This window comes from Streptosporangium sp. NPDC020072 (assembly GCF_040631445.1).
GTDB lineage: Bacteria > Actinomycetota > Actinomycetes > Streptosporangiales > Streptosporangiaceae > Streptosporangium.
On sequence record NZ_JBEYAB010000007.1, the window covers coordinates 298,236 to 324,699 of the forward strand.

General features: G+C 68.1%; 26 protein-coding genes. 23 read left to right on the forward strand and 3 right to left on the reverse strand.

Annotation, left to right across the window (positions count from 1 at the left end):
* Positions 1 to 224 precede the first annotated feature (224 nt).
* Positions 225 to 422, forward strand: coding sequence for a DUF4229 domain-containing protein (locus ABZ470_RS18985; protein ID WP_352010923.1), 198 nt, complete (start codon positions 225 to 227; stop codon positions 420 to 422).
* On the opposite strand, the gene ABZ470_RS18990 is transcribed toward ABZ470_RS18985, so the two are convergent.
* A complete protein-coding gene (locus ABZ470_RS18990) occupies positions 423 to 1,700 on the reverse strand; it encodes a delta-60 repeat domain-containing protein (RefSeq protein ID WP_362912499.1) in 1,278 nt (425 codons plus the stop codon).
* 432 nt (positions 1,701 to 2,132) lie between these two features.
* On the opposite strand from ABZ470_RS18990, the gene ABZ470_RS18995 reads away from it, so the two are divergent.
* From ABZ470_RS18995 to ABZ470_RS19075, 17 genes are all read left to right on the forward strand, one after another.
* Positions 2,133 to 2,858 (forward strand): demethylmenaquinone methyltransferase, encoded by a 726-nt coding sequence (locus tag ABZ470_RS18995; protein WP_352010921.1) that lies wholly within the window; start codon positions 2,133 to 2,135, stop codon positions 2,856 to 2,858.
* 146 nt (positions 2,859 to 3,004) lie between these two features.
* Positions 3,005 to 4,282: a geranylgeranyl reductase family protein gene (locus ABZ470_RS19000; protein ID WP_352010920.1), complete on the forward strand. Its 1,278-nt coding sequence runs from the start codon at positions 3,005 to 3,007 to the stop codon at positions 4,280 to 4,282.
* Positions 4,283 to 4,416: 134 nt separating this feature from the next.
* Entirely contained in the window at positions 4,417 to 4,776 is a 360-nt protein-coding gene (locus tag ABZ470_RS19005) for an NADH-quinone oxidoreductase subunit A (RefSeq protein WP_352010919.1), read from the forward strand.
* A 2-nt stretch (positions 4,777 to 4,778) separates the two neighbouring features.
* Positions 4,779 to 5,330 carry an NADH-quinone oxidoreductase subunit B family protein gene (locus tag ABZ470_RS19010; protein ID WP_352010918.1) on the forward strand — a complete coding sequence of 184 codons (552 nt, stop codon included), beginning with the start codon at positions 4,779 to 4,781 and terminating at the stop codon, positions 5,328 to 5,330.
* Positions 5,331 to 5,383: 53 nt separating this feature from the next.
* Positions 5,384 to 6,061: an NADH-quinone oxidoreductase subunit C gene (locus tag ABZ470_RS19015; RefSeq protein ID WP_352010917.1), complete on the forward strand. Its 678-nt coding sequence runs from the start codon at positions 5,384 to 5,386 to the stop codon at positions 6,059 to 6,061.
* 74 nt (positions 6,062 to 6,135) lie between these two features.
* Positions 6,136 to 7,392, forward strand: coding sequence for an NADH-quinone oxidoreductase subunit D (locus tag ABZ470_RS19020; protein WP_352011279.1), 1,257 nt, complete (start codon positions 6,136 to 6,138; stop codon positions 7,390 to 7,392).
* Positions 7,389 to 8,090: an NADH-quinone oxidoreductase subunit NuoE gene (gene nuoE, locus ABZ470_RS19025; protein WP_352010916.1), complete on the forward strand. Its 702-nt coding sequence runs from the start codon at positions 7,389 to 7,391 to the stop codon at positions 8,088 to 8,090. The genes ABZ470_RS19020 and nuoE overlap by 4 nt, the downstream gene beginning before the upstream one ends.
* Positions 8,087 to 9,373, forward strand: coding sequence for an NADH-quinone oxidoreductase subunit NuoF (gene nuoF, locus ABZ470_RS19030; protein WP_352010915.1), 1,287 nt, complete (start codon positions 8,087 to 8,089; stop codon positions 9,371 to 9,373). Before nuoE ends, nuoF begins: the two co-directional genes overlap by 4 nt.
* A gap of 64 nt (positions 9,374 to 9,437) precedes the next feature.
* Positions 9,438 to 11,906, forward strand: coding sequence for an NADH-quinone oxidoreductase subunit G (locus ABZ470_RS19035; RefSeq protein WP_362912502.1), 2,469 nt, complete (start codon positions 9,438 to 9,440; stop codon positions 11,904 to 11,906).
* A gap of 7 nt (positions 11,907 to 11,913) precedes the next feature.
* Positions 11,914 to 13,266: an NADH-quinone oxidoreductase subunit NuoH gene (nuoH, locus tag ABZ470_RS19040; protein ID WP_352010913.1), complete on the forward strand. Its 1,353-nt coding sequence runs from the start codon at positions 11,914 to 11,916 to the stop codon at positions 13,264 to 13,266.
* Entirely contained in the window at positions 13,253 to 13,768 is a 516-nt protein-coding gene (gene nuoI / locus ABZ470_RS19045; RefSeq protein ID WP_271216307.1) for an NADH-quinone oxidoreductase subunit NuoI, read from the forward strand. Before nuoH ends, nuoI begins: the two co-directional genes overlap by 14 nt.
* On the forward strand, positions 13,761 to 14,687 hold the full coding sequence (locus ABZ470_RS19050; RefSeq protein WP_362912504.1) for an NADH-quinone oxidoreductase subunit J: 927 nt from the start codon (positions 13,761 to 13,763) through the stop codon (positions 14,685 to 14,687). Before nuoI ends, ABZ470_RS19050 begins: the two co-directional genes overlap by 8 nt.
* Positions 14,684 to 14,980, forward strand: a complete 297-nt coding sequence (gene nuoK / locus ABZ470_RS19055) for an NADH-quinone oxidoreductase subunit NuoK (RefSeq protein WP_352010911.1) — start codon at positions 14,684 to 14,686, stop codon at positions 14,978 to 14,980. Before ABZ470_RS19050 ends, nuoK begins: the two co-directional genes overlap by 4 nt.
* Before the next feature lie 70 nt (positions 14,981 to 15,050).
* Positions 15,051 to 16,892 carry an NADH-quinone oxidoreductase subunit L gene (gene nuoL / locus ABZ470_RS19060; protein WP_352011278.1) on the forward strand — a complete coding sequence of 614 codons (1,842 nt, stop codon included), beginning with the start codon at positions 15,051 to 15,053 and terminating at the stop codon, positions 16,890 to 16,892.
* On the forward strand, positions 16,892 to 18,439 hold the full coding sequence (locus tag ABZ470_RS19065) for an NADH-quinone oxidoreductase subunit M (RefSeq protein WP_362778068.1): 1,548 nt from the start codon (positions 16,892 to 16,894) through the stop codon (positions 18,437 to 18,439). The genes nuoL and ABZ470_RS19065 overlap by 1 nt, the downstream gene beginning before the upstream one ends.
* On the forward strand, positions 18,436 to 19,989 hold the full coding sequence (nuoN, locus tag ABZ470_RS19070) for an NADH-quinone oxidoreductase subunit NuoN (RefSeq protein ID WP_352010909.1): 1,554 nt from the start codon (positions 18,436 to 18,438) through the stop codon (positions 19,987 to 19,989). Before ABZ470_RS19065 ends, nuoN begins: the two co-directional genes overlap by 4 nt.
* A 14-nt stretch (positions 19,990 to 20,003) precedes the next feature.
* Entirely contained in the window at positions 20,004 to 20,999 is a 996-nt protein-coding gene (locus tag ABZ470_RS19075) for a polyprenyl synthetase family protein (RefSeq protein ID WP_352010908.1), read from the forward strand.
* Between the two features lie 129 nt (positions 21,000 to 21,128).
* On the opposite strand, the gene rarD is transcribed toward ABZ470_RS19075, so the two are convergent.
* Positions 21,129 to 22,061, reverse strand: a complete 933-nt coding sequence (gene rarD / locus ABZ470_RS19080) for an EamA family transporter RarD (RefSeq protein WP_362912506.1) — start codon at positions 22,059 to 22,061, stop codon at positions 21,129 to 21,131.
* A gap of 138 nt (positions 22,062 to 22,199) precedes the next feature.
* Between rarD and msrA the strand changes: the two genes are divergently transcribed.
* The 5 genes from msrA (at position 22,200) to ABZ470_RS19105 (ending at position 25,451) form a co-directional block, all read left to right on the forward strand.
* Positions 22,200 to 22,862 carry a peptide-methionine (S)-S-oxide reductase MsrA gene (msrA, locus tag ABZ470_RS19085; RefSeq protein ID WP_362912508.1) on the forward strand — a complete coding sequence of 221 codons (663 nt, stop codon included), beginning with the start codon at positions 22,200 to 22,202 and terminating at the stop codon, positions 22,860 to 22,862.
* 261 nt (positions 22,863 to 23,123) lie between these two features.
* On the forward strand, positions 23,124 to 23,327 hold the full coding sequence (locus tag ABZ470_RS19090) for an Arc family DNA-binding protein (RefSeq protein WP_362912510.1): 204 nt from the start codon (positions 23,124 to 23,126) through the stop codon (positions 23,325 to 23,327).
* The gene (locus ABZ470_RS19095) at positions 23,324 to 23,698 is read left to right on the forward strand and encodes a type II toxin-antitoxin system death-on-curing family toxin (protein ID WP_362912512.1); all 375 of its coding nucleotides are present in this window, start codon (positions 23,324 to 23,326) and stop codon (positions 23,696 to 23,698) included. The genes ABZ470_RS19090 and ABZ470_RS19095 overlap by 4 nt, the downstream gene beginning before the upstream one ends.
* A gap of 228 nt (positions 23,699 to 23,926) precedes the next feature.
* Positions 23,927 to 24,283, forward strand: coding sequence for a hypothetical protein (locus ABZ470_RS19100; protein WP_362912514.1), 357 nt, complete (start codon positions 23,927 to 23,929; stop codon positions 24,281 to 24,283).
* A gap of 769 nt (positions 24,284 to 25,052) precedes the next feature.
* Positions 25,053 to 25,451: a DUF3592 domain-containing protein gene (locus ABZ470_RS19105; RefSeq protein ID WP_362912516.1), complete on the forward strand. Its 399-nt coding sequence runs from the start codon at positions 25,053 to 25,055 to the stop codon at positions 25,449 to 25,451.
* A 93-nt stretch (positions 25,452 to 25,544) separates the two neighbouring features.
* Here the strand turns inward: ABZ470_RS19105 and ABZ470_RS19110 are convergent, their stop codons facing one another.
* Entirely contained in the window at positions 25,545 to 26,429 is an 885-nt protein-coding gene (locus ABZ470_RS19110; RefSeq protein ID WP_362912518.1) for an alpha/beta hydrolase, read from the reverse strand.
* Positions 26,430 to 26,464 lie beyond the last annotated feature (35 nt).

The following is a 26,464-nucleotide window of genomic DNA, read 5'->3' on the forward strand; positions in this document are numbered from 1 at the left end:
AAGTCTGATTTATCCGTGCTTTTCTACAAAGATCACGGGTTGTTATCGACTGACTGCCCGATTGTTATATGATAGAGCCTCTTTGAGAGTCTCGTGGGTGTTTCTTTACGAAACTGATCTGTTGTGCACACTAGCAGCGCTCACGCGCAGTGCGAAGCACCCACTTCGGCACCCCACACCTACCCCTGAGCAGGCCGGGTGTGGGGTGACGTAACCTCAACGCTGTGCATCCCGTCTTCGTTTACACCGTCTCCCGGCTGGGACTCCTGGCCGTGAGCATCGGTGTGCTCTATCTCCTCGGCCTTCGCCAGCCCTTCATCCTGCTGGTCGCCGCATTCCTGGTCAGTGGGGTGGCCAGCTACGTCCTGCTGTCGAAGCAGCGCGACGCGGTGAGTCAGCGATTCACTAAGAATCAGGAGTGATCACGGCAACGGGAACATGCCGACTCGGGCATGGTACTCGTGACCAAGCCGCGTTGTGTCACTACCAACCAGTAACCCTCCGTGATGGGCGAGGAATGCCTTGACGCCGATTCCGCGCTCCCTGGTGGGATTCCACGACAGGGCCTTGCCGGTGCGCGGATCGATCGCCGAGATTCCCGGCCTCGGGACCGCTCCAGGGCCCGCGGAGTCGTGGCCGAGCGGGTTGTTCAGCCACCGCTGGTGCCCGCCGACGTACACGGCCGCGCCCGTCGCGGCGACCGCGTAGAGCGAGTCGCCCCCGGTGAGGTTCATCCAGGTCGGCCGCACGTTCTCCAGTGAGCCCCGGGGGCGCGTCTCGAAACGCGCCGTGCTGTCACACGGCTTGTCCGGCCCCTGGGGGCCGCCGGTCGTGACGATCGCGAAGTAGCTCCCGTCCGGGGCGAAGTCCACCCCCCGGACGTAGGAGGGGAAGACGGCCTTGCACCTGGCCGCGTAGGTCGAGGTCCGCCAGTCGGCGACCTTCGCGGGACGGGCGGCGACGTCGACGAGTCCGAGCTGCGGCCGGGAAAGGCCGTTCATGGTGGTGAAGTCGCCCGCGACCACCAGCCGGTCCCCGCTCAACGCCATCGAGGCGATCTTGACCCGGCGCCCCCTCGGATCGCCAAGCCGTACGGCGAAGCCCGCGTCGACCACCCCGCTCACGGCGTCGAGCCTGGCCAGTGCCGTACGGCCGGTCCCGCTGATCCCGATGAAGTCACCGCCGACGTAGAGCCGGGAACCGGACCTGGCCAGGGCGGTGACCCCGCCCCCGTAGGTCTGGGCGCCGAAGTCCGTCATCGGGGCGCCGTCGGACAGTCGCAGCCTGACCAGGCCGTTGGTGTCCGCCCCCGAGGCGGCGGGCCCGACCGCCGACAGGCCTTCGGTCTGGGTGGCCGTGGTCTCGGTGAACTCGCCCCCGGCGTAGACCGTGCCGCCGGGGCCGTCGACCAGCGCCCTGACCTGCCCGTCCAGGATCGGCGCGAAGCCCGCCAGAACACGCCCGGTGACCAGGTCGTAGGCGAAGATGTTGGAGCGCTCCACCGTGGTCCTGCTCCCGGCGTTCCTCACCTGGCTGAAGGAGCCGCCGACCACCACCGTCCTGCCGACGAGCGCGATGGCGTTGACGATCCCGTCGAGCACATGGGGGGTGTTGTTCACCGGGTTGGCGGAGACGACCCGCGTGTGCCGTATTGTGCCCGCCGCCGCGGGCGAGGCCGCCCAGGGCGGCAGAAGAACCATTGCTGCGACCAGCGCCGAAACGCTCCTGGTAAACATTCGGTAATTCCTAGCAGACCCACAGTGATCAAGCCGTCACTTTCCGTGGATGCCGAACGCCCCCGGCCACGACCGCCCCCGACACCGGGAACGAGGACTCGCCTCCGTGCTTCTCGGCGCCGTGCGTGAGGTTTTTGATCTTGTGCTTTACCGGCGCCAAGTGTGAGGGGTTTCGGCGTGCCCAAGCCCGCACTGCCGAAGGCGGTGCAAGAGGACCGGCTTGGGCGCGTCGGTGTCTGGACTGAGGAGCGAAGGAGCGCAGCGGATGAGTGACGAGGGAAGACGCCGACCCGAAGCGCCCAAGCCCGCGACGCCGCAGGCGGAGCAAAGAGACACAGCCCCGCGACGCCGCAGGCGGAGCAAAGAGACGCAGACGGCGCTAATAGGCTGGGCCCCATGACGCGCGCTTCGCTGGACAAGCAGCCGCATGAGGTCGCCGCGATGTTCGATCGCACGGCCCGGCGGTACGACCTGGTCAATGACGTTATCTCCCTTGGCCAGGTCAGGCTGTGGCGCAAGGCGACCGCGGCGGCGGTCGACGCGGGCCCCGGGGAGCTGGTCCTGGACCTGGGCGCGGGCACCGGCACCTCGACCGACACCTTCACCTCCCTCGGGGCGCGGGCCGTCGCCTCCGACTTCTCGCTGGGCATGCTGAGCACCGGGGTACGGCGGCGCGGCGGTTCCGGCATCTCCGGTGGCGGGGTGCGGGGGGTCAGTTTCATCGCGGGTGACGCGTTGCGACTGCCGTTCGCCGACGACGTGTTCGACGCGGTGACGATCTCGACGGCGTTGCGCAACGTGCAGGACACCGGGCAGGCGCTGCGCGAGATGCTGCGGGTGGCCAAGCCGGGCGGACGCCTGGTGATCCTGGAGTTCTCCCACCCCACGCTGCGTTCTTTCGACCTGATCTACACGCAGTACCTCATGCGGTTCATGCCGAAGGCCGCCAAGGTGTTCGGTTCGAACGACGACTCCTACGAGTATCTGGCCGAGTCGATCAGGGAGTGGCCGGACCAGGCGGGGCTGGCGAAGATCATTCAGGAGGCGGGCTGGAAGCGGGTCGCCTGGCGGAATCTCGCTCTGGGCATCGTGGCCCTTCATCGGGCATATAAGCCCGCGTGAACATTGACAGGCGATAGCAGTACCCGCCTGACACTTCTCGCCGCAAAGGGGTTAGACTTCGGCGCGACAAGTTTGTGAAGGTCTTCACAAAGGAACGAAAGGCCCCACCCCGAGGCCCTCAAAGCGTGTAGGACAGGACAGGTCCCGTGACCGTGCCAGCCGCCGTACAGCGGAATGTCGCTGAGGCTGACGCCGACGTCATCGTCGTCGGCGCCGGGCCCGCCGGTTCGACAACCGCTTTCCATCTCGCACAGGCCGGGCTTGACGTCCTGTTGCTTGAGAAAACCACTTTCCCCCGCGAGAAGGTCTGCGGTGACGGGCTGACGCCCAGAGCGGTCAAGCAGCTCATCGCGATGGGCATTGACATCGACGCCCCCGGTTGGGTCAGGAACAAGGGCCTGCGCGTGGTCGGCGGCGGCAGACGTTTCGAGCTCGACTGGCCCGAACTGGCCAGCTATCCGGACTTCGGGCTTGTCCGCACCCGCCAGGACTTCGACGAGATCCTCGCCTCCAACGCGGTGCGCGGAGGGGTCCGCCTGCTGCAGGGCGTCAACGTCACCGGCCCGATCCTCGACGACCGCAGCGGCCACATCGTGGGCGTGGTCGCCAAGAAGGACGGCGAGGAGGTCACCTACCGGTCCCGCCTCGTGGTCGCCGCCGACGGCAACTCCACCCGCATCTCGCTGGCGATGGGGTTGCACAAGCGCGAGGACCGCCCGATGGGCGTGGCCGTGCGGACCTATTTCACCAGCCCCCGTCACGACGACGACTACCTTGAGATCTGGCTTGAGCTGTGGGACGGCGAGACGCTGCTGCCCGGCTACGGCTGGGTCTTCGGCGTCGGCGACGGCACCTCCAACGTCGGTCTCGGACTGCTGAACACCACCGAGTCCTTCAAGGGCATGGACTACCGCGACCTGCTCAAGCGCTGGGTCAAGGGCATGCCCGAGGAGTGGGGCTTCAGCCAGGAGAACATGACCTCCCCCATCAGGGGGGCGGCGCTGCCGATGGCGTTCAACCGTCAGCCGCACTACACCAGGGGTCTGGTGCTGGTCGGGGACGCGGGCGGGATGATCAACCCGTTCAACGGCGAGGGTATCGCCTACGCGATGGAGAGCGGTCAGGTGGCCGCCGAGACCATCGTTCAGGCGCTCGGCCGTACGACTCCGGCGCAGCGTGAGCGTGTGCTGCGGGCCTACCCGCAGACGCTGAAGGACGCCTACGGTGGCTACTTCACCCTGGGCAGGGGTTTCGTCGAGCTCATCGGGCACCGCGGGGTGATGGACTTCGCCGCCAGGCACGCGCTGCCACATCCCGGACTGATGCGCTTCGCGCTCAAACTCCTTGGTAACCTCACCGACCGACGAGGCGATGCGTCAGACCGCATCATCAACGCTCTGTCGAAGGTCGCGCCGTCGGCATGACCTCAGCAAACGTACGGAACGTGGAAGGCAAGAGCGATGATCGCCCTGCCTAGACTTGCACAACGGCCTGAACAAGGAAACGACCTGATGAGCTGCGCGCCGGCGCGCGTGGAGATGGGAGAGGAGGCGTAGCGATGGAGTTGTACGCACCCATCCTGGTGCTCGCCGTTCTCGCGGCGGGATTCGCGATCTTCTCGGTGACGATCGCGCCCTTCACCGGTCCCAGGCGCTGGAACCGCGCGAAACTTGACGCCTACGAATGCGGGATCGAGCCGACGCCCCAGCCGGTCGGTGGCGGTCGCTTCCCGCTGAAGTACATGATCACCGCGATGCTGTTCATCGTGTTCGACATCGAGATCATCTTCCTCTACCCGTGGGCGGTCGCGTTCGACCAGCTCGGGGTTTTCGGACTGGTCGAGATGGTGCTGTTCATCGTCACCGTGCTCGTGGCCTACACCTACGTGTGGCGCCGCAAGGGTTTGGACTGGGACTAGACATGGGTCTTGAAGAGAAACTTCCGAGCGGGTTCATGCTCAGCACGGTCGAACAGGTCGCGGGCTGGGCGCGGAAGAACTCCGTCTGGCCGGCGACCTTCGGTCTGGCCTGCTGCGCCATCGAGCTGATGTCGACCGGTGGTCCCAAGCACGACCTGGCGCGCTTCGGCATGGAGCGCGCCTCGGCGTCTCCGCGCCAGGCCGACCTGATGATCGTCGCGGGCAGGCTCTCGCAGAAGATGGCGCCGGTGCTGCGCCAGATCTACGACCAGATGGCCGAGCCCAAGTGGGTCATCGCGATGGGCGTGTGCGCCTCCAGCGGCGGCATGTTCAACAACTACGCCATCGTGCAGGGCGTGGACCACGTCGTCCCCGTCGACATCTACCTGCCCGGCTGCCCGCCGCGGCCCGAGATGCTCATCGACGCGATCGTGAAGCTGCACGACAAGATCCAGAACATGAAGTTCGGCGCGCACCGTGCCAAGCAGATCGACGAGCTCGAACTGCAGGCGCTGCGGGCGCTGCCCCTGATCGATCAGGGGACCGCCAAATGAGGTGCCGCGACGACCGGCCCCGCGCGACGGACGAGGAGCGGTGAGGGACCGACATGAGCAGTGACAACCTCCCCGGGGTCCCGGAGGAGCCGATCGCCCGCACGGGCATGTTCGGTGCCAAGGGGACCGGTGACACCTCCGGCTACGGCCGCCTGGTCGTACGGCGCAAGCCCGAGCTGTCGACCCCCCGCCCCTACGGCGGCTACTTCGACACCGTCGCCGACGAGCTTGAGCGCGCCCTGGGCCCCGAGCTGGCCGACGCGGTCGAGCGTGTCGTCGTCGACCGCGGCGAGCTGACCTTCCACGTCAGGCGTGAGCGTCTGGTCGAGGTCGCCAGGACCCTGCGCGACGACCCCGCGCTGCGTTTCGAGCTGTCGCTCGGCGTCTCCGGCGTGCACTACCCCCACCTTGAGGGGGAGGAACTGCACGCGGTGATCCACCTGTGCTCGATCACCCACAACAGGCGCCTGCGCCTTGAGATCGCGTGCCCCGACGCCGACCCGCACATTCCCTCCACGGTCTCTGTCTACCCGACGCACGACTGGCACGAGCGGGAGACCTGGGACTTCTTCGGGATCGTCTTCGACGGCCACCCGGCGCTGACCCGCATCATGATGCCGGACGACTGGGACGGGCACCCCCAGCGCAAGGACTACCCGCTCGGCGGTATCCCGGTCGAGTACCGCGGCGCCGAAATCCCCGCGCCCGACCAGAGGAGGTCGTACTCGTGAGTGCTCCGTTCGAAGAGATCACGGACGCCACCGAGGGCAAGGTCTACACCGTCTCGGGCAACGACTGGACGGAACTGGTCGAGACCCTCACCGGACAGCAGGACGAGCAGCTCGTCGTCAACATGGGTCCGCAGCACCCCTCGACGCACGGCGTGCTGCGTCTGGTGCTGAACCTGGACGGCGAGACGGTCACCGAGGCCCGCACGGTCATCGGCTACCTGCACACGGGCATCGAGAAGAACATGGAGTTCCGGACGTGGACCCAGGGGACCACGTTCGTGACCCGCATGGACTACCTCGCGCCGATCTTCAACGAGACGGCCTACTGCCTGGGCGTCGAGAAGCTGCTCGGCATCACCGACCGCGTCCCTGAGCGGGCGCAGGCCATCCGCGTGATGATGATGGAGCTGACCCGCATCTCCTCGCACATGGTGGCCATCGGCACCTTCGGCATGGAGCTCGGCGCGACCACGCCGTTCCTCTTCGGGTCCCGCGAGCGCGAGATGGTGCTCGACGTGATGGAGTACATCACCGGCCTGCGGATGAACATGGCCTACGTACGGCCCGGCGGCGTCTCGGTCGACCTGCCCGCAGGCGCGGTCGACAAGGTCGGTGAGCTGCTCAAGATCATGCCGCAGCGCATCAAGGACATGCGCAAGATGCTCGACGCCAACCCGGTCTACCTGGCCAGGACCAAGGACATCGCCTACCTCGACCTCACCGGCTGCATGGCGCTGGGTGTCACCGGGCCGATGCTGCGGGCCGCGGGCCTGCCGTGGGACCTGCGCAAGTCGCAGCCCTACTGCGGTTACGAGACCTACGAGTTCAACGTCCCGACCGAGAAGACCGCCGACGTCTACGGCCGCTATCTCGTCAGGATGGCCGAGATGGAGGAGTCGCTCAAGATCATTGAGCAGGCTCTCGACCGGCTCTCCGGCCCGCTCAAGGGCGACCGGGTCATGGTGGACGACAAGAAGATCGGCTGGCCCGCGCAGCTCGCGCTCGGCCCCGACGGCCTGGGCAACTCGCCCGACCACATCGCGCACATCATGAGCGGTTCGATGGAGGCGCTGATCCACCACTTCAAGCTGGTCACCGAGGGCTTCCGGGTCCCGGCCGGGCAGGCCTTCGCCTCGGTCGAGTCGCCCCGCGGCGAGCTCGGCGCCCACGTGGTCAGCGACGGCGGCACCAGGCCCTACCGCGTGCACTTCCGCGACCCGTCCTTCACGAACCTGCAGGCGGTGCCCCCGACCTGCGAGGGTGGCATGGTCGCCGACGTCATCTCGGCCGTGGCCTCGATCGACCCGGTCATGGGAGGGGTCGACCGATGAACGAGGAGAGGAACGAGGAGGGGGGCGCGACCGTGGGCACAGGGTACGCACCAGAGGTCCGTGAGCGCCTTGAGCGCGACGCCAAGGAGATCATCGGCCGGTACCCCCGGCCGAGGTCGGCCCTGCTCCCGCTGCTGCACCTGGTGCAGTCGGTGGACGGCTACGTCTCCGACGCCGGACACGAGTTCTGCGCCGAGATGCTGGGCCTGAGCAAGGCCGAGGTGGTCGGTGTCTCCACCTTCTACACGATGTACAAGCGCAAGCCGATGGGCGACTACCACGTCGGGGTGTGCATCAACACGCTGTGCGCCGTCATGGGCGGCGACCAGATCTGGGACGAGCTGTCCGAGCACGCCGGGGTCGGTCACGACGAGGTGACCCCGGACGGGAAGATCTCGCTGGAGCGGCTTGAGTGCAACGCCGCCTGCGACTTCGCCCCGGTGATGATGGTGAACTGGGAGTTCTTCGACAACCAGACGCCCGAGTCGGCCAAGCAGCTCGTCGAGGACCTCAAGGCGGGCAAGGACGTCTCGCCCACCCGGGGTCCGAAGAAGCTGTGCACCTTCAAGGAGGCCTCGCGCGTGCTGGCGGGCCTGCCCGACGGCCAGGCCGGCGACGGCCCCTCCGCGGCGGGCGCCTCCCTGGAGGGCCTGAAGGTCGCCAAGGCCAACGGATGGAAGGCACCTGAGCCATCATGACGACTCTCACTCCGGTCCTGACGGCCAACTGGGACCGGCCGGACTCCTTCACCCTGGACGGCTACGGCGACTACGCGGCGGCCAGGAAGGCGCTGGGCATGGACCCGGACGCCGTCATCCAGGCCGTCAAGGACTCCGGTCTCCGCGGCCGTGGCGGTGCGGGCTTCCCCACCGGCATGAAGTGGGGGTTCATCCCCCAGGGCGACGGCAAGCCGCACTATCTCGTGGTCAACGCCGACGAGTCCGAGCCGGGAACCTGCAAGGACATCCCGCTGATGATGGCCAACCCGCACGCGCTGGTCGAGGGCGTCATCATCGCCTCCTACGCCATCCGTGCCAACCACGCCTTCATCTACGTGCGCGGCGAGGTGCTGCACGTCATCCGCCGCCTGCAGGCGGCGGTCGCCGAGGCCTACGCCAAGGGCCTGCTCGGCAAGGACCTCTTCGGCACCGGGTTCGACCTGGAGCTGGTGGTCCACAGCGGCGCGGGCGCCTACATCTGCGGCGAGGAGACGGCACTGCTCGACTCGCTTGAGGGACATCGCGGCCAACCTCGGCTCAAGCCCCCCTTCCCGGCCGTGGCGGGCCTGTACGCCTCGCCAACCGTCGTGAACAACGTGGAGTCGATCGCGAGTGTTCCCTCGATCATCGCGAACGGGGCCGACTGGTTCGCGGGGATGGGCACGGAGAAGTCCCAGGGCTTCGGCATCTTCTCGCTGAGCGGCCACGTCACCCGGCCCGGCCAGTACGAGGCGCCGCTGGGCATCACACTGCGCGAGCTGCTCGACATGGCGGGCGGAATCCGGGCGGGGCACCGGCTGAAGTTCTGGACCCCCGGCGGATCGAGCACGCCGATCTTCACCGACGAGCACCTGGACGTCCCGCTCGACTTCGAGTCGGTCGGGGCCAAGGGGTCCATGCTCGGCACCCGGGCCCTGCAGATCTTCGACGAGACGACCTGCGTGGTGCGGGCCGTACTGCGTTGGACCGAGTTCTACGCGCACGAGTCCTGCGGTAAGTGCACCCCCTGCCGGGAGGGCACCTACTGGCTCAAGCAGGTGCTCAAGCGGTTGGAGAAGGGACAGGGCACCGAGGAGGACCTGTCCACGATCACCGACATCGCGGACAACATCCTGGGACGCTCCTTCTGCGCCCTGGGCGACGGCGCGACCAGCCCCATCCACTCGTCGGTCAAGCACTTCAGGGACGAGTACCTCAAGCACTTCGAGATCGGTGGCTGCCCGTTCGACCACGCCCCCTCAAGGCTCTGGGGGAACAAGTGAGCGGACGGCACGCAACCGGCAAGCACAGCACCGTTTCGGTCATGAGGCCGACGGAGGAGGCGCCATGACCGTCGAAGCGACCACCCCGGCGCAGACGCCGGTAGAACTGGTAACCCTCACCATCGACGGTTTCCAGGTGAGCGTCCCGAAGGGCACGCTGATCATCCGGGCGGCCGAGCTGCTCGGCATCCAGATCCCCAGGTTCTGCGACCACCCGCTGCTGGACCCGGCGGCCAACTGCCGCCAGTGTCTGGTCGACATCCCCGACGCGGGCAACGGCAGGGGCTTCCCGAAGCCGCAGCCGTCCTGCGCCATCGAGGTCGCCCCCGGCATGGTCGTGCAGACGCAGCTCACCTCGCCCGTCGCCGAGAAGGCGCAGCGCGGCGTGATGGAGCTGCTGCTGCTGAACCACCCGCTGGACTGCCCGGTCTGCGACAAGGGCGGCGAGTGCCCCCTGCAGAACCAGGCCATGTCCAACGGCCAGGGCGAGAGCCGCTTCCAGGAGAGCAAGCGGACCTTCCCCAAGCCCATCGCGCTGTCCACCGAGGTGCTGCTGGACCGCGAGCGCTGCGTGCAGTGCGCGCGCTGCATCCGCTTCTCCGACGAGATCGCCGGTGACCCGCTCATCGAGTTCTTCGAGCGCGGGGCCAAGGAGCAGGTCAGGACCGCCGACGGCGAGCCGTTCGAGTCCTACTTCTCCGGCAACACGGTGCAGATCTGCCCGGTCGGCGCGCTCACCGGCGCCGCCTACCGCTTCCGGGCCCGGCCGTTCGACCTGGTGTCCACGCCCAGCGCGTGCGAGCACTGCGCGAGCGGCTGCTCGCTGCGCACCGACCACCGCCGCGGCAAGGTCACCCGACGCCTGGCCGGGGACGACCCCGAGGTCAACGAGGAGTGGAACTGCGACAAGGGTCGCTGGGCCTTCACCTACGCGACCCAGCCCAACCGGCTCAAGACCCCCCTCGTCCGTGACGAGAAGGGTCACCTGGTCCCGGCCTCCTGGCCCGAGGCGCTGGCCGTCGCGGCCCGCGGCCTGGCCGCGGCGCGGGGCAGGGCGGGCGTCCTGGTCGGTGGCCGGGTCACCGTCGAGGAGGCGTACGGCTACGCCAAGTTCGCCAGGATCGCGCTCGGCAGCAACGACGTCGACTTCCGCGCCAGGCCGCACTCCGTCGAGGAGGAGCGCTTCCTGGCGCACGCGGTCGCGGGCAAGGGCATCGAGATCCGCTACCGCGACCTGGAGAGCGCCCCGGTCGTGCTCCTGGTGGGCCTCGAGCCCGAGGAGGAGTCGCCGATCGTCTTCCTGCGTCTGCGCAAGGCGTGGCGCAAGAAGGGCCTGAAGGTCTTCTCGGTCGCGCCGTTCGCCTCCGAGGGCCTGGCCAAGATGGGCGGCACGCTCGTGCGCACCCTGCCGGGCGCGGAGACCGCGGCCGTCGAGGACCTCGTCTCCGGCGTCTCGCCGATCTCCGAGGAGATCAGGCGGGCAGGCGCGATCATCCTCGCCGGTGAGCGGCTGGCCACCGTGCCGGGCGCGCTCTCGGCCCTGGTACGGCTCGCCGACACCAGCGGCGCCAGGCTCGCCTGGGTCCCGAGGCGGGCGGGGGAGCGCGGCGCCGTCGAGGCGGGCGCGCTGCCGAACCTGCTGCCCATCGGCAGGCCGATCGACGACGAGAACGCCCGCACCGAGGTGGCCAGGGCGTGGAACGTCTCCTCGCTGCCCTCGACCCCCGGCCGTGACACCTCCGCCATCCTGACGGCGGCGCTCGGCGGCGAGCTGGGCGCCCTCGTGGTGGCCGGTGTCGACCCCTACGACCTGGCCGACCCGGAGGCCGCCCTGGCGGCCCTGGAGAACACCCCGTTCATCGTGAGCCTCGAACAGCGCCCCAGCGCGGTCACCGACCGCGCCGACGTCGTGCTGCCGGTCGCCTCGGTGAGCGAGAAGGCCGGCACGTTCGTCAACTGGGAGGGACGCGGCCGTACGTTCGAGGCGGCCGTCCCGGTCCCCGGCGTCATGAGCGACCTGCGGGTCGTCTCCTCGATCGCCGACCAGATGGACGTCCACCTCGGCCTGCCCGACCCCGCCGCCGCCCGCCGTGAGCTGGCCGCGATCGGCGCCTGGCGCGGCCCGAGGGCCGAGGCGCCGAACGTGGGGGCCTCCCGGACCGCCGCCCCGAAGGAGGGCGAGGCGATCCTGGCCACCTGGCACCGGCTGCTCGACGACGGCCGCCTGCAGGACGGCGAGCCGTACCTCGCGGGCACCGAGCGCGCGACCGTCGCACTGGTCTCCGCCGCGACCGCGGCCGAGGCGGGTCTCACGGACGGCGGTGAGATCACCGTCACCGCCGAAGGCGGCGCGGTGAGCCTGCCGGTCCTGGTCGCCGACCTGCCCGACCGGGTCGTGTGGTTGCCCGCGAACTCCGCGGGCCGTTCGGTGACCCGCGACCTGCGCGCCACGGCCGGTGACGTCGTCAGGCTCGGCGCCGCGACCGCCGCCCAGGTCTCGGGCGCCGTCCGCGAAGTGAATGAGGAGCGGTGAGCGACCAATGAATACGCACTTGCTCGCGGTTGCGGGCGATCCGTCCCTTGCGGACTTCGGCCACGACCCGCTCTGGATCAGCATCATCAAGGCCGTCGTCATCTTCGTCGTCCTGATGCTGGGCGTGCTGTTCGGCGTGTGGTTCGAGCGCAAGCTCATCTCCCGTATGCAGAACCGCTACGGCCCCAACAGGGCCGGTAAGTTCGGCCTTCTGCAGTCGGTCGCCGACGGTCTGAAGATGGGTCTCAAGGAAGACCTCATGCCCAGGACCGTGGACAAGGTGATCTACTTCATCGCCCCGGTCGTCCTGGCGGTCCCGGCCTTCCTCGCCTTCTCGGTCATCCCGATGGGGCCGATCGTCTCGATGTTCGGCGTCAAGACCCCGCTGCAGCTCACCGACCTGCCGGTCGCGGTGCTGCTGGTGCTGGCGATGGCCTCCATCGGCGTCTACGGCATCGTCCTGGCCGGTTGGGGCTCGCGCTCGCCGTACACGATCCTGGGTGGCCTGCGGGCCAGTGCCCAGGTGGTCTCCTACGAGATCGCGATGGGCCTGTCGTTCGTCGGCGTCTTCCTGTACGCCGGGACGCTGTCCACCTCCGAGATCGTCGCCTCGCAGGCCGGAGGCAGGGAGGTCACGCTCGGCGGGCTGACCCTGCAGCTGCCCTCGTGGTACATGGTCCTGCTCATCCCCTCCTTCCTCATCTACGTCATCACGATGCTGGGTGAGACCAACCGGGTCCCCTTCGACCTGCCCGAGGGTGAGGGCGAGCTGGTCGGCGGCTTCCAGACCGAGTACTCCAACTCGCTGAAGTTCGCGGTCATCATGCTCGCCGAGTACGTCAACGTCTTCGTGGTCTCCGCGGTGTCGATCACCCTGTTCATGGGCGGGTGGCGGGCGCCGTTCCCGATCTCCATGTGGGAGGGGGCCAACACCGGCTGGTGGCCGCTGCTGTGGTTCTTCCTCAAGATGGTGCTCGTCTTCTCGTTCTTCATCTGGTGCCGCGCCTCGCTGCCGCGAGTCCGCTACGACCAGCTGATGGCCCTCGGATGGAAGGTCCTCATCCCGGTCAACCTCGGCTGGATCCTCCTGGTGGCGACCATGAAGGCCTTCCAGATCCCGGGCGTCAACAGGCAGCTGATCCTGATCCTGGCCGGCCTCGTGCTGGTCGGGTGCTTCGCGCTGTGGTGGCGCTTCGACAACGTGCTGCAGAAGCGCAGAGACGCCAAGGCGGCCCAGGTCGAGGCGGAGTTCGCGCAGCTCGACGCAGAACCGGCCGCGGGTGGCTTCCCAGTGCCGCCGCTCGACCTGCCGCACTACCACGGGGTAGCGCGCAAGGAGGTTCCCAGTGGGAGCAACTGATTGGCTGAACTCCGTCAAGGGGTTCGGCGTGACCTTCCACACGATGTTCAAGAAGGTCGAAACGGTCAACTACCCCGAGGAGAAGCGGCCGACGGCTCCGCGTTTCCACGGCCGTCACCAGCTCAACCGCTGGCCCGACGGCCTGGAGAAGTGCGTCGGGTGCGAGCTGTGCGCCTGGGCCTGTCCGGCCGACGCGATCTTCGTCGAGGGAGCGGACAACACCGACGAGCAGCGCTTCTCGCCGGGCGAGCGCTACGGGCGCACCTACCAGATCAACTATCTGCGGTGCATCCTGTGCGGCCTGTGCATCGAGGCCTGCCCGACCCGGGCGCTGACCATGACCAACGAGTACGAGCTCGCCGATTCGAGCCGCGAGAGCCTCATCTACACCAAGGAGATGCTGCTGGCGCCGCTCGGTCCCGGCATGGAGGCCCCGCCCCACGCCATGCGTCTCGGCGAGACCGAAGAGGACTACTACCGGCTGGGACGAAACAATGGGTGAGACCATCACGTTCTGGGTGCTGGCGGTGGTCTCCGTCGGCGCGGCCCTCGGCCTCGTCTTCAGCCGCAAGGCGGTCTACTCGGCCCTGATGCTGGGCATGGTCATGCTCTCCCTGGCGGTTCTCTACGCCGTCCAGGACGCGCCCTTCCTGGCCGCGGTGCAGATCATCGTCTACACCGGCGCGGTCATGATGCTCTTCCTGTTCGTGCTGATGCTCGTCGGCGTGGACTCGGCGGACTCACTGGTCGAGACGATCAAGGGACAGCGGTTCTGGGCGGCCGTCGCGGGCCTGGGCTTCGCGGCCCTGCTCGCGCTCGCGGTCGGCAACACGCTGATCGGCCCGGCCAAGGGCCTGGAGAACGCGGTCAAGCAGGCGGGCGGCAACGTGCCCAGCCTGGCACAGCTGATCTTCACCAGGTACGTCTTCGCCTTCGAGGTCACCTCGGCGCTGCTGATCACGGCGGCGCTCGGCGCGATGGTCCTGGCCCACCGCGAGCGCGTACGGCCCAAGGCCACCCAGCGTGACCTGGCCCGCGCCCGCTTCAGCGGTCCGCAGCCCTCGCCGCTGCCCGGCCCCGGCACCTACGCCCTGCACAACGCCATCGACATGCCCGCCCTGCTGCCCGACGGCACGATCGCGACCAAGTCGATCAACCGGGTGCTCGCCAGGCACGAGGAGGAGGACGGCGTCACGCCGACCGACCCCCGGCGGGCGGCGATCGTCAAGCAGATCCTCGTCGAGGAGCGGCTGGCGGAGCAGGACGTGACCCCGGACGACTCCCACGCGGACGCGCGGGCCGTCGTCGAGGACAACGTCGCTCAGGACTCCTCCCAGTCCGGCACCGAGGACGAAACCGTCACGGACGAGACCGCGACGGGCGAGGCCGTACGGGAAGCCCACCAGGAGGACGGCAAGTGACCACCCACTATCTGGTGCTCTCCGCACTGCTGTTCGCGATCGGCGGCATCGGTGTCCTGACACGACGCAACGCGATCGTGGTGTTCATGTGCATCGAGCTCATGCTCAACGCCTGCAACCTCGCGTTCGTCACCTTCGCCAGACAGCACGGCAACCTGGACGGCCAGATCATCGCGTTCTTCGTGATGGTCGTGGCCGCGGCAGAGGTCGTGATCGGTCTGGCCATCATCGTGATGATCTTCCGAACCCGCAGGTCCGCGTCGGTCGACGACGCGAACCTGCTGAAGTACTAAGAGGTGGCAGGTGCAATCTCTCGCTGAGATCGTCCCGCACTCCGGTGGGGTGGTCGGGGTCTCCTGGCTGATGATCGCGCTGCCGCTGATCGGCGCCGCGATCCTGTTGCTCGGCGGCCGCCGTACCGACCGCTGGGGGCACCTGCTCGGCGTCGCCATGTCGCTGGCCGCGTTCGTCGTCGCGGTGCTGTCCTTCGTCGAGCTGCTCGGTCAGCCGGAGGACAAGCGCCGGATGGCGGTCGAGCTCTACCAGTTCATCCCCGGCGTCGCGAACATGGGCCTGCTGATCGACCCGCTGTCGATCAGCTTCGCTCTGCTGATCACCGGTGTGGGTTCGCTGATCCACATCTACTCGATCGGCTACATGTCGCACGACCCCGACCGTCGCAGGTTCTTCTCCTACCTGAACCTGTTCGTCGCGGCCATGCTGCTGCTGGTGCTCTCCGACAACTACGTCGGGCTGTTCATCGGCTGGGAGGGCGTCGGTCTGGCGTCCTACCTGCTGATCGGCTTCTGGCAGTTCAAGCCCTCGGCCGCGGTGGCGGCGAAGAAGGCCTTCATCGTCAACCGGGTCGGTGACTTCGGCCTCCTGATCGCGATCTTCACGATCTGGACCACGTTCGGCTCGGTCACCTTCAAGGAGGCCTTCGGCGCGGCGGGCGGCGCCTCGGAGGGCACGCTCACCGCCATCGGCCTGCTGCTGCTCCTGGGCGCGTGCGGCAAGTCCGCCCAGCTGCCGCTGCAGTCCTGGCTGCTGGACGCGATGGAGGGCCCGACCCCGGTCTCGGCCCTCATCCACGCCGCGACCATGGTCACCGCCGGTGTCTACCTCGTCGTCCGCTCCGGCGCGTTCTTCGAGGCCGCCCCGACCGCGCAGCTCGTCGTGACGATCGTCGGTGTGGCCACGCTGCTCGCCGGTGCGATCATCGGTTGCGCCAAGGACGACATCAAGAAGGGCCTGGCCGGCTCGACGATGTCGCAGATCGGCTACATGATGCTCGGCGCGGGCCTCGGCCCGGTCGGCTACACCTTCGCCATCGCGCACCTGATCACCCACGGCTTCTTCAAGGCCAACATGTTCCTCGGCGCCGGTTCGGTCATGCACGGCATGAACGACGAGGTCAACATGCGCAAGTACGGTGGGCTGTTCTCGGTGATGAAGATCACCGCGATCACCTTCATGATCGGCTACCTGGCGATCATCGGCTTCCCGCTGCTGTCCGGTTACTTCACCAAGGACGGCATCATCGAGACCGCCATGGAGCACAACCAGATCCTCGGCTGGCTCGCCGTCGTCGGCGCGGGCATCACCGGCTTCTACATGTCGCGGATGGTCTTCATGACCTTCTTCGGCAAGCGGCGCTGGGAGGAGGACGCCCACCCGCACGAGTCGCCCGCCGTCATGACGGTTCCGCTGATCATCCTGTCGATCGGGTCGATCTTCCTGGGTGGTTTCCTGGTCCTGGGCAACCGGTTCATGCTCTTCCTCGGCCCGGCCGTCGGCCTGCCGGAGGAGCTGCCCAGCTTCCACCCCTTCAGCGTCCCCGGCCTGGCCACGCTCGCGCTGGTCGCCGTCGGCGCCGCCTTCGCCTGGTTCAGGTACGGCGCCGCCGAGGTGCCCCGGGTCGCCCCGCGCGGCTCGTTCCTCACCACCTTCGCCCGCCGTGACCTGTACGGCGACGCCCTCAACGAGGCGCTGCTCATGCGCCCCGGCCAGTGGCTGACCCGGCTCGCGGTGTTCTTCGACAACCGAGGCATCGACGGCCTGGTCAACGGGCTGGCCGCGGCGATCGGCGGCACCTCCGGGCGGCTGCGCCGCGTGCAGACCGGCTACGTACGGTCGTACGCGCTGTCCATCCTCTTCGGTGCCGCCGTGGTCGTTGGCGCGCTGCTCTACGTAGGGAACATGTGATGCCCTGGCTCTCGACCCTGATAGCCGTGCCCGTCGTGGGCGCGGTGGGTGTCTCCCTTGTCAAGAGTGACAAGCTCGCCAAGCAGGTGGCCCTCGTGGTCTCGCTGGTCGTGCTGGTCCTGACCGCCGTGATGGCGTTCAGGTTCGACCCGGCCCTGGGCGCCGCGAAGGAGACCCGCTTCCAGTTCGCCGAGGTCTACAACTGGATCCCGGCCTTCGGCGTGCACTACGGCGTCGGCGTCGACGGCATCGCCCTGGTGCTGATCGCGCTGTCGGTCATCCTGGTGCCGATCGTGATCCTGGCCTCCTGGCACGACGCGGACGGCACCGGGGCCGCGGCCCCGCCCAAGCGGTCCGTGAAGACCTACTTCGCGCTGCTGCTGGTGCTGGAAGCGATGATGATCGGCGTCTTCGCGGCGACCGACGTCTTCCTTTTCTACGTCTTCTTCGAAGCCATGCTGATCCCGATGTACTTCATGATCGGGTCGTACGGCGGCGCCCAGCGGTCCTACGCGGCCGTGAAGTTCCTGCTCTACTCGCTCTTCGGCGGCCTGCTCATGCTGGTCGCGGTGATCGCGCTCTACGTGATCGCCGAGAAGGGCACCTTCATGTTCCCCGAGCTGGTCGGGGTCATCCAGGACCCGACCACGCAGAAGTGGCTCTTCCTCGGCTTCTTCATCGCCTTCGCGGTCAAGGCGCCGCTGTGGCCCTTCCACACCTGGCTGCCCGACGCCGCCGCGCAGGCTCCGGCCGGCGCGGCCGTACTGCTGGTCGGTGTGCTGGACAAGGTCGGCACCTACGGCATGCTCCGCTTCTGCCTTGAGCTGTTCCCCGACGCGGCCAAGTTCTTCACGCCGCTGGTGATCACGCTCTCGGTGATCGGCATCATCTACGGCGCGATCGTGGCCATCGGCCAGACCGACATGAAGCGCCTGATCGCCTACACCTCGATCTCGCACTTCGGCTTCATCGCCCTCGGCGTGTTCGCGATGACCACGAACGCGGGCGCCGGCGCCACGCTCTACATGGTCAACCACGGCTTCTCGACCGGTGCGCTGTTCCTGATCACCGGGTTCCTGATCTACCGCCGCGGTTCCAGCCAGATCGCCGACTACGGAGGCGTGCAGAAGGTCGCCCCCGTGCTGGCGGGCACCTTCCTGATCGCCGGGCTCTCCGGCCTTTCGCTGCCGGGTCTGTCGACCTTCGTCAGCGAGTTCATGGTCCTGCTCGGCAGCTACGAGCGCTACGTCGTCCCGACGGTCATCGCGACCACCGGTGTGATCCTGGCCTCGATCTACATCCTGTGGATGTACCAGCGCACGATGAACGGCCCGACGGCGGAGAAGGTCAAGGGCCTGCCCGACCTCGACGCCAGGGAACGGTGGGTGGTCGGCCCGCTGATCGTCATGATCATCGCTCTTGGGTTCTTCCCCAAGCCGGCGCTCGACATGATCAACCCGGCGGTGGACCACACGCTGTCCAACGTCCACATCTCCAACGTCCACATCACTCCGGCCGTCGCTGAGAAGAAGGGGGCCGGGCAGTGAACGGCACCACCATCACCAGCCCGACGATCGAGTACGCGCTGCTGTCCCCGATGCTGATCGTGTTCGGCGCGGCGCTCGTCGGTGTGCTGGTCGAGGCGTTCGCGCCTCGCTACCTGCGCAAGTCGATCCAGATGCCGCTCACGCTGCTGGCACTGGTCGGCGCGTTCGTCACGACCATCCTGACGGCCCTCAACGGCCTGCCGGAGCGGGCCGCCGCCATGGGCGCGGTCGCGGTCGACGGTCCCGCGCTGTTCATCTGGGGCATCATCCTCATCCTGGCCTTCGTCAGCGCGCTGCTGATCAACGACGACGACCAGTTCGTCGCGCAGGCGGCGGCCGTACCGGGCAGCGTGGACGAGGAGGAGGCGGTCCGCAGCGGATTCGCCCAGACCGAGGTCTACCCGCTGCTGCTGTTCGCGGTCGGCGGCATGCTGCTCTTCCCCGCGGCCAACGACCTGCTGGCCATGTTCGTCGGCCTTGAGGTCATGTCCCTGCCGCTGTACCTGCTGTGCGGCCTGGCCCGCCGTCGCCGCCTGCTCTCGCAGGAGGCCTCGGTCAAGTACTTCCTGCTCGGCGCCTTCTCCTCGGCCTTCTTCCTCTACGGCACGGCCTTGGTGTACGGCTACGCCGGGTCGGTCGACCTGAGGGCCATCAGCGAGTCGCTCGGCAGCGTCTCCGGCCAGCAGACCCTGCTGCTCGTCGGCATCGCGCTGCTCGGCGTCGGCCTGCTGTTCAAGATCGGCGCCGTGCCGTTCCAGGCGTGGAAGCCCGACGTCTACCAGGGCGCGCCGACCGCGGTCACCGCGCTGATGGCCTCGACCGTGCTGGTCGCCGCCTTCGGCGCGCTGCTGCGCGTCTTCTGGGTGGCGCTGGGCAACCTCGACTGGGACTGGCGCCCGGTCATGTGGGGCGTGGCGATCCTGACGATGATCGTCGGTGCGATCCTGGCGATCACCCAGACCGACATCAAGCGCATGCTCGCCTACTCCTCCATCGCGCACGCGGGCTTCATGCTCACCGGCGTGATCGCCACCGGCGCCGCGGAGCAGAACTCCCAGGCGCTGTCGGCGGTCCTGTTCTACATGGCGGCCTACGGCTTCACCACGGTCGGCGCCTTCGCGGTCGTCACCATGGTCCGCGACGCGGGCGGCGAGGCCGGGCACCTGTCCCGGTGGGCGGGTCTGGGCAAGCGGTCCCCGATGCTGGCGGGCATCTTCGCCTTCTTCCTGCTGGCCTTCGCGGGCATCCCGCTGACGAGCGGTTTCTTCGGGAAGTACGCGGTGTTCACCGCGGCGGTCGGCGGCGGGGTGCTGCCGCTGGTCATCGTGGGTGTGGTGAGCTCGGCGATCGCGGCGTTCTTCTACGTCCGCGTGATCGTGCTGATGTTCTTCAACGAGCCCGCGGCGGACGGCCCGAGCATCGCGACGCCCAGCGTCGGCACCTCGGCTGTGGTCGCTCTGGCGGCAGCGGCTACCGTAGTGCTGGGGGTCTTCCCGCAGCCGGTGCTGACTCTGGCGGACCAGGCTGCGTCCGCGTTGTTCATTCGTTAGAGGAGTAGTGCTTCATGGCTGCGCCACCCGTTGTTGATCTCCCGTTCGTCGACGAGCGGTTGGCGCAGGACCTCGCCGACGGACTGGCGGAGGTCGAGAAGCTGCTGCGGTCCTCGGTCGAGAGCCGGGACTCCTTCGTCACGGAGGCGTCCCGGCATCTCATCGAGGCGGGTGGCAAGCGGTTCCGGGCGATGCTCGTGCTGCTGGCGGCCCAGTTCGGCTCATCCGGGGCTTCGGGGGTGGTTCCCGGAGCCGTGGTCATCGAGCTGACCCATCTGGCCACGCTGTACCACGACGACGTGATGGACGAGGCCCCGGTGCGCAGGGGGTCACCGTCGGCCAACGCCCGCTGGGACAACACCGTGGCCATCCTGACCGGCGACTATCTGTTCGCCCAGGCCTCGGAGATCCTCGCCGATCTCGGCCCCGAGGTCATCCGCATCCAGGCACAGACGTTCTCCCGGCTGGTGCGCGGGCAGATCCGCGAGACCATCGGCCCCCGTGAGGGCGAAGACCCCATCGCCCACTACATCGAGGTGCTGGCCGACAAGACCGGGTCCCTGATCGCCACCTCCGGCCGGTTCGGCGGCCTGTTGAGCGGCGCCGCGCCGGAGGTCGTCGACCGGCTGACCAGGGCCTGTGAGGCGATCGGAATCGGCTGGCAGCTCGGTGACGACCTGCTGGACGTGGCCTCCGAGTCCGCCGAGTCGGGCAAGACGCCGGGAACCGACCTGCGTGAGGGTGTTCACACCCTGCCGATGCTGTACGTTCTGGCCTCGGAGTCGCCGGAGGACGCCCGCCTGCGTGAGCTGCTGGCCGGGCCGGTGGCCGAGGAGGACGTCGAGGAGGCCCTGCGCCTGCTGCGCGCGCACCCGGCCATGGAGCGGGCCCGCGCGGAACTGGTCTCCTGGATCGATCGGGCACGCAAGGATCTCTCCGGCCTTCCGGACATACCCGCCAGGGCCGCCTATCTCGCCCTGTGTGACTACGTCATCGAGCGCTCGGGCTGATCCGCCCATCGGGGCGTACGGCCCCGCTGCGGGCTTTCCAGCGGCTTTCCGGCCAACCCGATTTTCCCGGATTTTTCGTCTTTTGTGGGTGGGTGGGCTGTGTCAGCCGGCCCGGCTCCTCAGTGCTCCTCAGCGGCTCGTCATCCCCGCGGGCTGAGCCGTGACGCTCTCGCGTACGGCACGGCGGGAGCGCCGGGCCGTACGGAGACCGTCCCAGGTGAAGACCGACAGGGCCAGCCAGACGATCGCGAACCCGACCCAGCGGCTGGCCGGCATGACCTCGTGCACCACGAGGATGCCGACGAGGAACTGCAGAACCGGGGCGATGTACTGCAGCAGCCCGACCGTGGTGAGCGGCACCCGCAGGGCCGACGCAGTGAAGAGCAGCAGCGGGATGGCGGTGATGACGCCCGCCCCGACGAGCAGCAGGGCGTGCCCCAGGCCCTCGGTCCCGAAGGTGTTCTGCCCCTGCCCCTGCAGGAAGGCCAGGTAGCCGAGCGCGGGAAGCAACAGCACCAGGGTCTCGACGGCCATGCTCTCCGCGGCCCCCACCTGCGCGATCTTCTTGACCAGGCCGTAGGTGCCGAAGCTGGCCGCCAGCGTCAGCGCGATCCACGGCGGCCTGCCGTAGTCGATGGCGAGCAGCAGGACCGCTACGGCGCCGAGCCCGACGGCTCCCCACTGCCACGGCCGCAGGCGCTCCTTGAGCAGCACGACGCCGAACAACACGCTCACCAGCGGGTTGATGAAGTAACCGAGCGCGCTCTCGACCACATGTCCGGCGTTGACCGCGTAGATGTAGACACCCCAGTTGACCGTGATGATCGCGGCGGCGAGGGCGAGAAGGGCGAGCTTCTTCGGGGTGCGCAGCAGTTCGCGGAACCACGACCAGTGGCGCCGCACGGCCAGGATCACGACGACGGCCGCGAGGGACCACACCATGCGGTGGGCGAGGATCTCCAGGGCTCCGGAGGGCTTCAGGAGCGGCCAGTACAGGGGAAACAGCCCCCACATGCCGTAGGCGGCGATGCCGTAGAGGACCCCACGTCGTGATTCAGGCATGTCCCCCATTTTTACTGCTTACGCGATTTAACACAAATTAGTGATACTTGCCCGATGATTAAGGCACGCTTAAGGGAACACGGGGGCGGCCAGGATGGTTCCTAGCTGGTGAGAACGTGTCAGAAGGAGGTTCGCAGCATGGGCTGGCTGTTCGGCAAGGACAAGACTTCCATGGTCGTCCCGGAGAACGCGCTGCCGGGCCGTACCACCCCGATCGCGGTGCCCGCGCGCCACGCGGTCCTCGACGCCCCGCTGGCTCCGCCGTACCCCGAGGGAACCGAGATCGCCGACTTCGGCCTGGGCTGTTTCTGGGGCGCCGAGCGCAAGTTCTGGCAGACCCCGGGCGTGGTCTCCACCTCGGTCGGCTACGAGGGCGGTTACACGCCCAACCCGACCTACGAGGAGGTGTGCACCGGCCAGACCGGCCACACCGAGGTCGTCCGCGTGATCTTCGACCCGTCCCGCGTCTCCTACGAGGAACTGCTGCGCGTCTTCTGGGAGAACCACGACCCGACCCAGGGCATGCGCCAGGGCAACGACGTCGGCACCCAGTACCGCTCGGCGATCTACTACCACTCGCCCGAGCAGGAGAAGTCCGCCCTGGCCTCCCGCGACGCCTACCAGAAGGTGCTCGACGAGGCGGGCTACGGCAGGATCACCACGGAGATAGCCCCCGCGGGCGACTACTACCACGCCGAGGACTATCACCAGCAGTACCTCCACCGCAACAAAAACGGCTACTGCGGAATCGGCGGAACGGGCGTGGCCTGCCCGGTGGGCCTGACGTCCGGCGAGGCGTAGCTCCACGGCGCTCCGCCGTATGGCTCGCGCTCAACTTTCTGGACACGGGTCGTCTGCTGTCTGGTCATGGTTGATCTGAGGTCGTCCGTCGTATCGGCTGTTCGAACCTGGGTCGTCGCCGACAACTCGGTGAGGGCGGACAGCGGTGCGGCTCATGATGTCGGCTTTGCCGACCAGTAGCGGTGTCCACTTCTCGGGAACAGGACTTAAGGGTCCTTGTGTCACCGAGAAGTGGTACCAAAAAATGGTACCGTCGGTCGTATGGCTGAGACACGGCTTCGACTGCCGGATGAGACGTACGAGCAGATCAAGCAGATCGCCGGGGCTGACGCGCAGAGCGTCAACTCGGCGATGGTGGTGGCCATCGAGGAATACATCGCCCGACGGAGGCGGGAGCGCTATCAGACGATGGGCCGGAAGATCGCTGAACGAGACCGGGAGTTGCTGGAGCGGCTCGCTCGATGACGCTCTATCCGACGACCTCGGACCTTCTCGCCCTGGCCGAGGTGGTGCTGCCCGAGGTCCTTCTCCGCGACGGCGGCCAACTGCACGTAGCCGTGCTGCGCCCGCAGACCACCGTCTTCGGCGAAGACGCCTATCCGGACCTGTGGGAGAAGGCTGCGGCTCTGATGCAGAGCATTCTGATCGGGCACCCTCTGGTGGACGGTAACAAGCGGCTCGCCTGGGCGGCGTCCGTCGCCTTTCTGGAGGACAACGGGGAGATCCTGGAGTATCAGGACGTGGACGAAGCCGAAAGGCTCGTCATCGCCGTGGCGACGGGCGAGCTGGAGGACATCCCCGATCTGGCGCCGCGACTTCGCAAACTTCGTGGGTGAAGACCGACGCACGATTGGGTTCGCCACCTCACCTCCGACGAACTGCGCGCCTTCACTCTCGAACTGGTGGAGGCGCTCTCCGACGCCGCGGAACTGGATGTCGACCTCACCACACAGGAGGTCATCGCGGGGCTGGCGGGCGACCGCTCGGATCAAGGCCGATCCCGCCCATTACGCCCAGGCTCGCAAGGCCACAGGCGGTGACTACGGGCCGGTAGAGGTTTCGGCGTGAGCCCGAAACGCGGTGACCGGGTCACGGTCCCGCCTCCGGATGACGAATGGGGCATCCGGTTCGGTGCCAGTGATGCGGTCAAGGGGTGGGAGGAACTGTGCCGCCACGCCCTGGGCAACACACGCCGATGTTTCGAGGCACCGCGCGCCTATCTCCGCTCACGAGCGGATCACGAGCGTCGACATCGCCTACGCGGTGACCTCGCGACTCATCGTCATAATGGCCAGGACCTGGAGCAATGGGAATTCGAGGTCACCAGCGGCGGGCGCGTCCGCTATGTCATCGATGACGCCATTCGCACTGTCTGGATCGTCTATGCCTCACCCCGTCACCCGAAAGACACCGACACCTGAAGCCGGAGATGGGGAGCCGATCAGGTGATCCTTTGTCCGGACCGCGACAGTTGTCCGGCTCAAGATCGAAAAGAGGGAGAGCCGGTGAGGTGGGAGCAGGGGCGTGCCGCACTTGAGGGCATGCTCGGCCGCGGTGAGATCGAAAGAGTGGCGGCGAGCCGAGCATAGGCGGAGGAACTGCTGGCTCAGGCCCGAAAACACATGGTGACGGCTCGCCTTGCGATGGAATCGGATCCGAGTGGCCGGTGTCGGCCGAGGAGTGGCTCCGCGCCTCTCGCCGTACGGCTCGCCCGGGGACGAGCCGTTTCGCTGCCTGGACTTCATCCGGTAGTTCGGCGGCGGATCAGCGGACGGTTCCCCAACCGCCATCCAGATGCCGGGTCACGGGCCGGTGTGGAAGCGGCATACCGGAGATCGGCCGTGGACCTCTGTACGGCGAGCCGTTCGGCGAGGTGGCGCGTTCCGCCGCCGCGAACGGTCGTGCGTCCTGCAGCAAGATCCAAGTCGCTTGCAATCGCGGTCCGGAATCCTGCTGCCGTACATCACACCGGGCCGTCACGCAGGAGCGTCATGCGCCGGGGCAGGTTCATGCCGGGGAATCGCAAGGGCCACGGGGCGTCCGGCAAGCTGCCGCGACCCCGTCGCTCCTTCTGCTGACGCGATCACCGGCGGGTGATCGGCCGGGTCGGGCTTCGGCGGCGCGGGCCCTCGGACAGGATCGCGAACGGCGGCCCTCGAACGAGATGGGGAGGCAGTGGACACAGGCATCATGCCATTGGTCGGGATCGTGTTCGGAGCGGTGTTCATCGGGACCAGCGTCCGCACCATCACCGTTGGACGGTGGCTGCGGCGGCACGGGGCGCGGGTGCCGGGCGTCGTCGTGAGACTGCGCCGGTCCGGCGGCCATCACAGGGGCGTGTACTACCCCACCCTGCGGTTCCAGACGGTGCAGGGTTCCGTGGTGGAGACCGAGTCGGATCTGGGCTTCAACCCGTCGCCGGTTCGTCCGGGCCAGCAGGTCATGGTGGTCTACGACCCCGAGCGACCCCAGCGTGTCCGTGTGGACGGGGCGGGCGGCGGTGGCGTGCTTCACGGCGCGCTGTTCCTGATCGTCGGGGCGGTCGTCCTGGTGGTCTCCCTGGTCTTCGCGGTCAGGGCCTGGTTGTGAGGACGACCACTGCGGCATCGGGGGCGCCGACGTCAGGCTGGGGCTCGTCCGAGTCCCACGGTGCGGAGGTACGGTCTCGGGCCGTTCGGGGTCTCACATCGCTGTCCTGTGGAGGAAGTCGACGACGCGGGTGTTGAGGTCGGCGGCCTCGTGCCACGGCATCGCGTGGTGGGACAGGCCCGGCAGCACCGCGATCTCCGCGTGGGGGAGAAGGCGTGCGGCGGCGGACGCGACGCGGTGCGGGAAGTGCGCCCTGCCGCCGCCGGCGAGGAGGATCAGGGTCGGAGTCGTGAGCGCGCGCAGCGATCCGGGCCTGGGCCGCCTCCCGGTCACGATCCTCGTGTCCGGGAACTCCGCGGCCAGTCCGTAGAGCCGCAGCCAGGCGGGGTCGGCGTGCGCGCCGCCGGTCTCCCATGCCAGGAACGCCCGCGCGCGCGAGGCCGTCGGCCGCGCGAGGGACGGCAGCGCGCGTGCCAGGTATCCCGCCCGGAACCCTCCGAAACACTGTGTCGGATCGAGCAGGACGAGCCGCCGGACCCGCCGGGGCGCGTGGAGACCGTACGTCAGGGCGATCCACGCGCCGTAGGAGTGCCCGCACACCGCGGCGTTCTCGACCCCGAGCCCGTCGAGTACCCCGTCCAGCCAGCCGAGCAGGTCGCGGACGTCGCGAGGGGGATGTTGGCCTCGGATGCTCCGTCCCGGCTCGCCGATGCGGTCCACGGCGTACACCCGGTGGCGGTGCGCGAACGCGGCGACGTTGGCGAACCACATCGCCGCCGTGGTGCCACCGCCGTGCAACAGGACCAGTGGTGGGCCGTCCGCGGGGCCGCACGCGTTCACCCGTGTCGTGCCGTACACCGACGGCAGGTCGATCGACTCGACCCGGACCGGCCAGCGCCCGAGGACCGTGTCGTAGGCGGAGAGGAAGGTCGTGTTCCCGTTCTCGGACATGCCCACCCCGATAAGTAGCTCGCTCATCAATAATCTCGTTGGGCGAGATAATGTCATACTGG

Coding starts and splice junctions, on each gene's coding strand:
- ABZ470_RS18990 (WP_362912499.1), bottom strand. CDS start 1,700: ATGGTTCTTCTGCCGCCCTGGGCGGCCTCGCCCGCGGCGGCGGGCACA.
- ABZ470_RS18995 (WP_352010921.1), top strand. CDS start 2,133: ATGACGCGCGCTTCGCTGGACAAGCAGCCGCATGAGGTCGCCGCGATG.
- ABZ470_RS19005 (WP_352010919.1), top strand. CDS start 4,417: ATGGAGTTGTACGCACCCATCCTGGTGCTCGCCGTTCTCGCGGCGGGA.
- ABZ470_RS19010 (WP_352010918.1), top strand. CDS start 4,779: ATGGGTCTTGAAGAGAAACTTCCGAGCGGGTTCATGCTCAGCACGGTC.
- ABZ470_RS19015 (WP_352010917.1), top strand. CDS start 5,384: ATGAGCAGTGACAACCTCCCCGGGGTCCCGGAGGAGCCGATCGCCCGC.
- nuoE (WP_352010916.1), top strand. CDS start 7,389: ATGAACGAGGAGAGGAACGAGGAGGGGGGCGCGACCGTGGGCACAGGG.
- nuoF (WP_352010915.1), top strand. CDS start 8,087: ATGACGACTCTCACTCCGGTCCTGACGGCCAACTGGGACCGGCCGGAC.
- ABZ470_RS19035 (WP_362912502.1), top strand. CDS start 9,438: ATGACCGTCGAAGCGACCACCCCGGCGCAGACGCCGGTAGAACTGGTA.
- nuoH (WP_352010913.1), top strand. CDS start 11,914: ATGAATACGCACTTGCTCGCGGTTGCGGGCGATCCGTCCCTTGCGGAC.
- ABZ470_RS19050 (WP_362912504.1), top strand. CDS start 13,761: ATGGGTGAGACCATCACGTTCTGGGTGCTGGCGGTGGTCTCCGTCGGC.
- nuoL (WP_352011278.1), top strand. CDS start 15,051: ATGATCGCGCTGCCGCTGATCGGCGCCGCGATCCTGTTGCTCGGCGGC.
- ABZ470_RS19065 (WP_362778068.1), top strand. CDS start 16,892: ATGCCCTGGCTCTCGACCCTGATAGCCGTGCCCGTCGTGGGCGCGGTG.
- ABZ470_RS19075 (WP_352010908.1), top strand. CDS start 20,004: ATGGCTGCGCCACCCGTTGTTGATCTCCCGTTCGTCGACGAGCGGTTG.
- rarD (WP_362912506.1), bottom strand. CDS start 22,061: ATGCCTGAATCACGACGTGGGGTCCTCTACGGCATCGCCGCCTACGGC.
- msrA (WP_362912508.1), top strand. CDS start 22,200: ATGGGCTGGCTGTTCGGCAAGGACAAGACTTCCATGGTCGTCCCGGAG.
- ABZ470_RS19090 (WP_362912510.1), top strand. CDS start 23,124: ATGGCTGAGACACGGCTTCGACTGCCGGATGAGACGTACGAGCAGATC.
- ABZ470_RS19095 (WP_362912512.1), top strand. CDS start 23,324: ATGACGCTCTATCCGACGACCTCGGACCTTCTCGCCCTGGCCGAGGTG.
- ABZ470_RS19105 (WP_362912516.1), top strand. CDS start 25,053: ATGCCATTGGTCGGGATCGTGTTCGGAGCGGTGTTCATCGGGACCAGC.
- ABZ470_RS19110 (WP_362912518.1), bottom strand. CDS start 26,429: ATGAGCGAGCTACTTATCGGGGTGGGCATGTCCGAGAACGGGAACACG.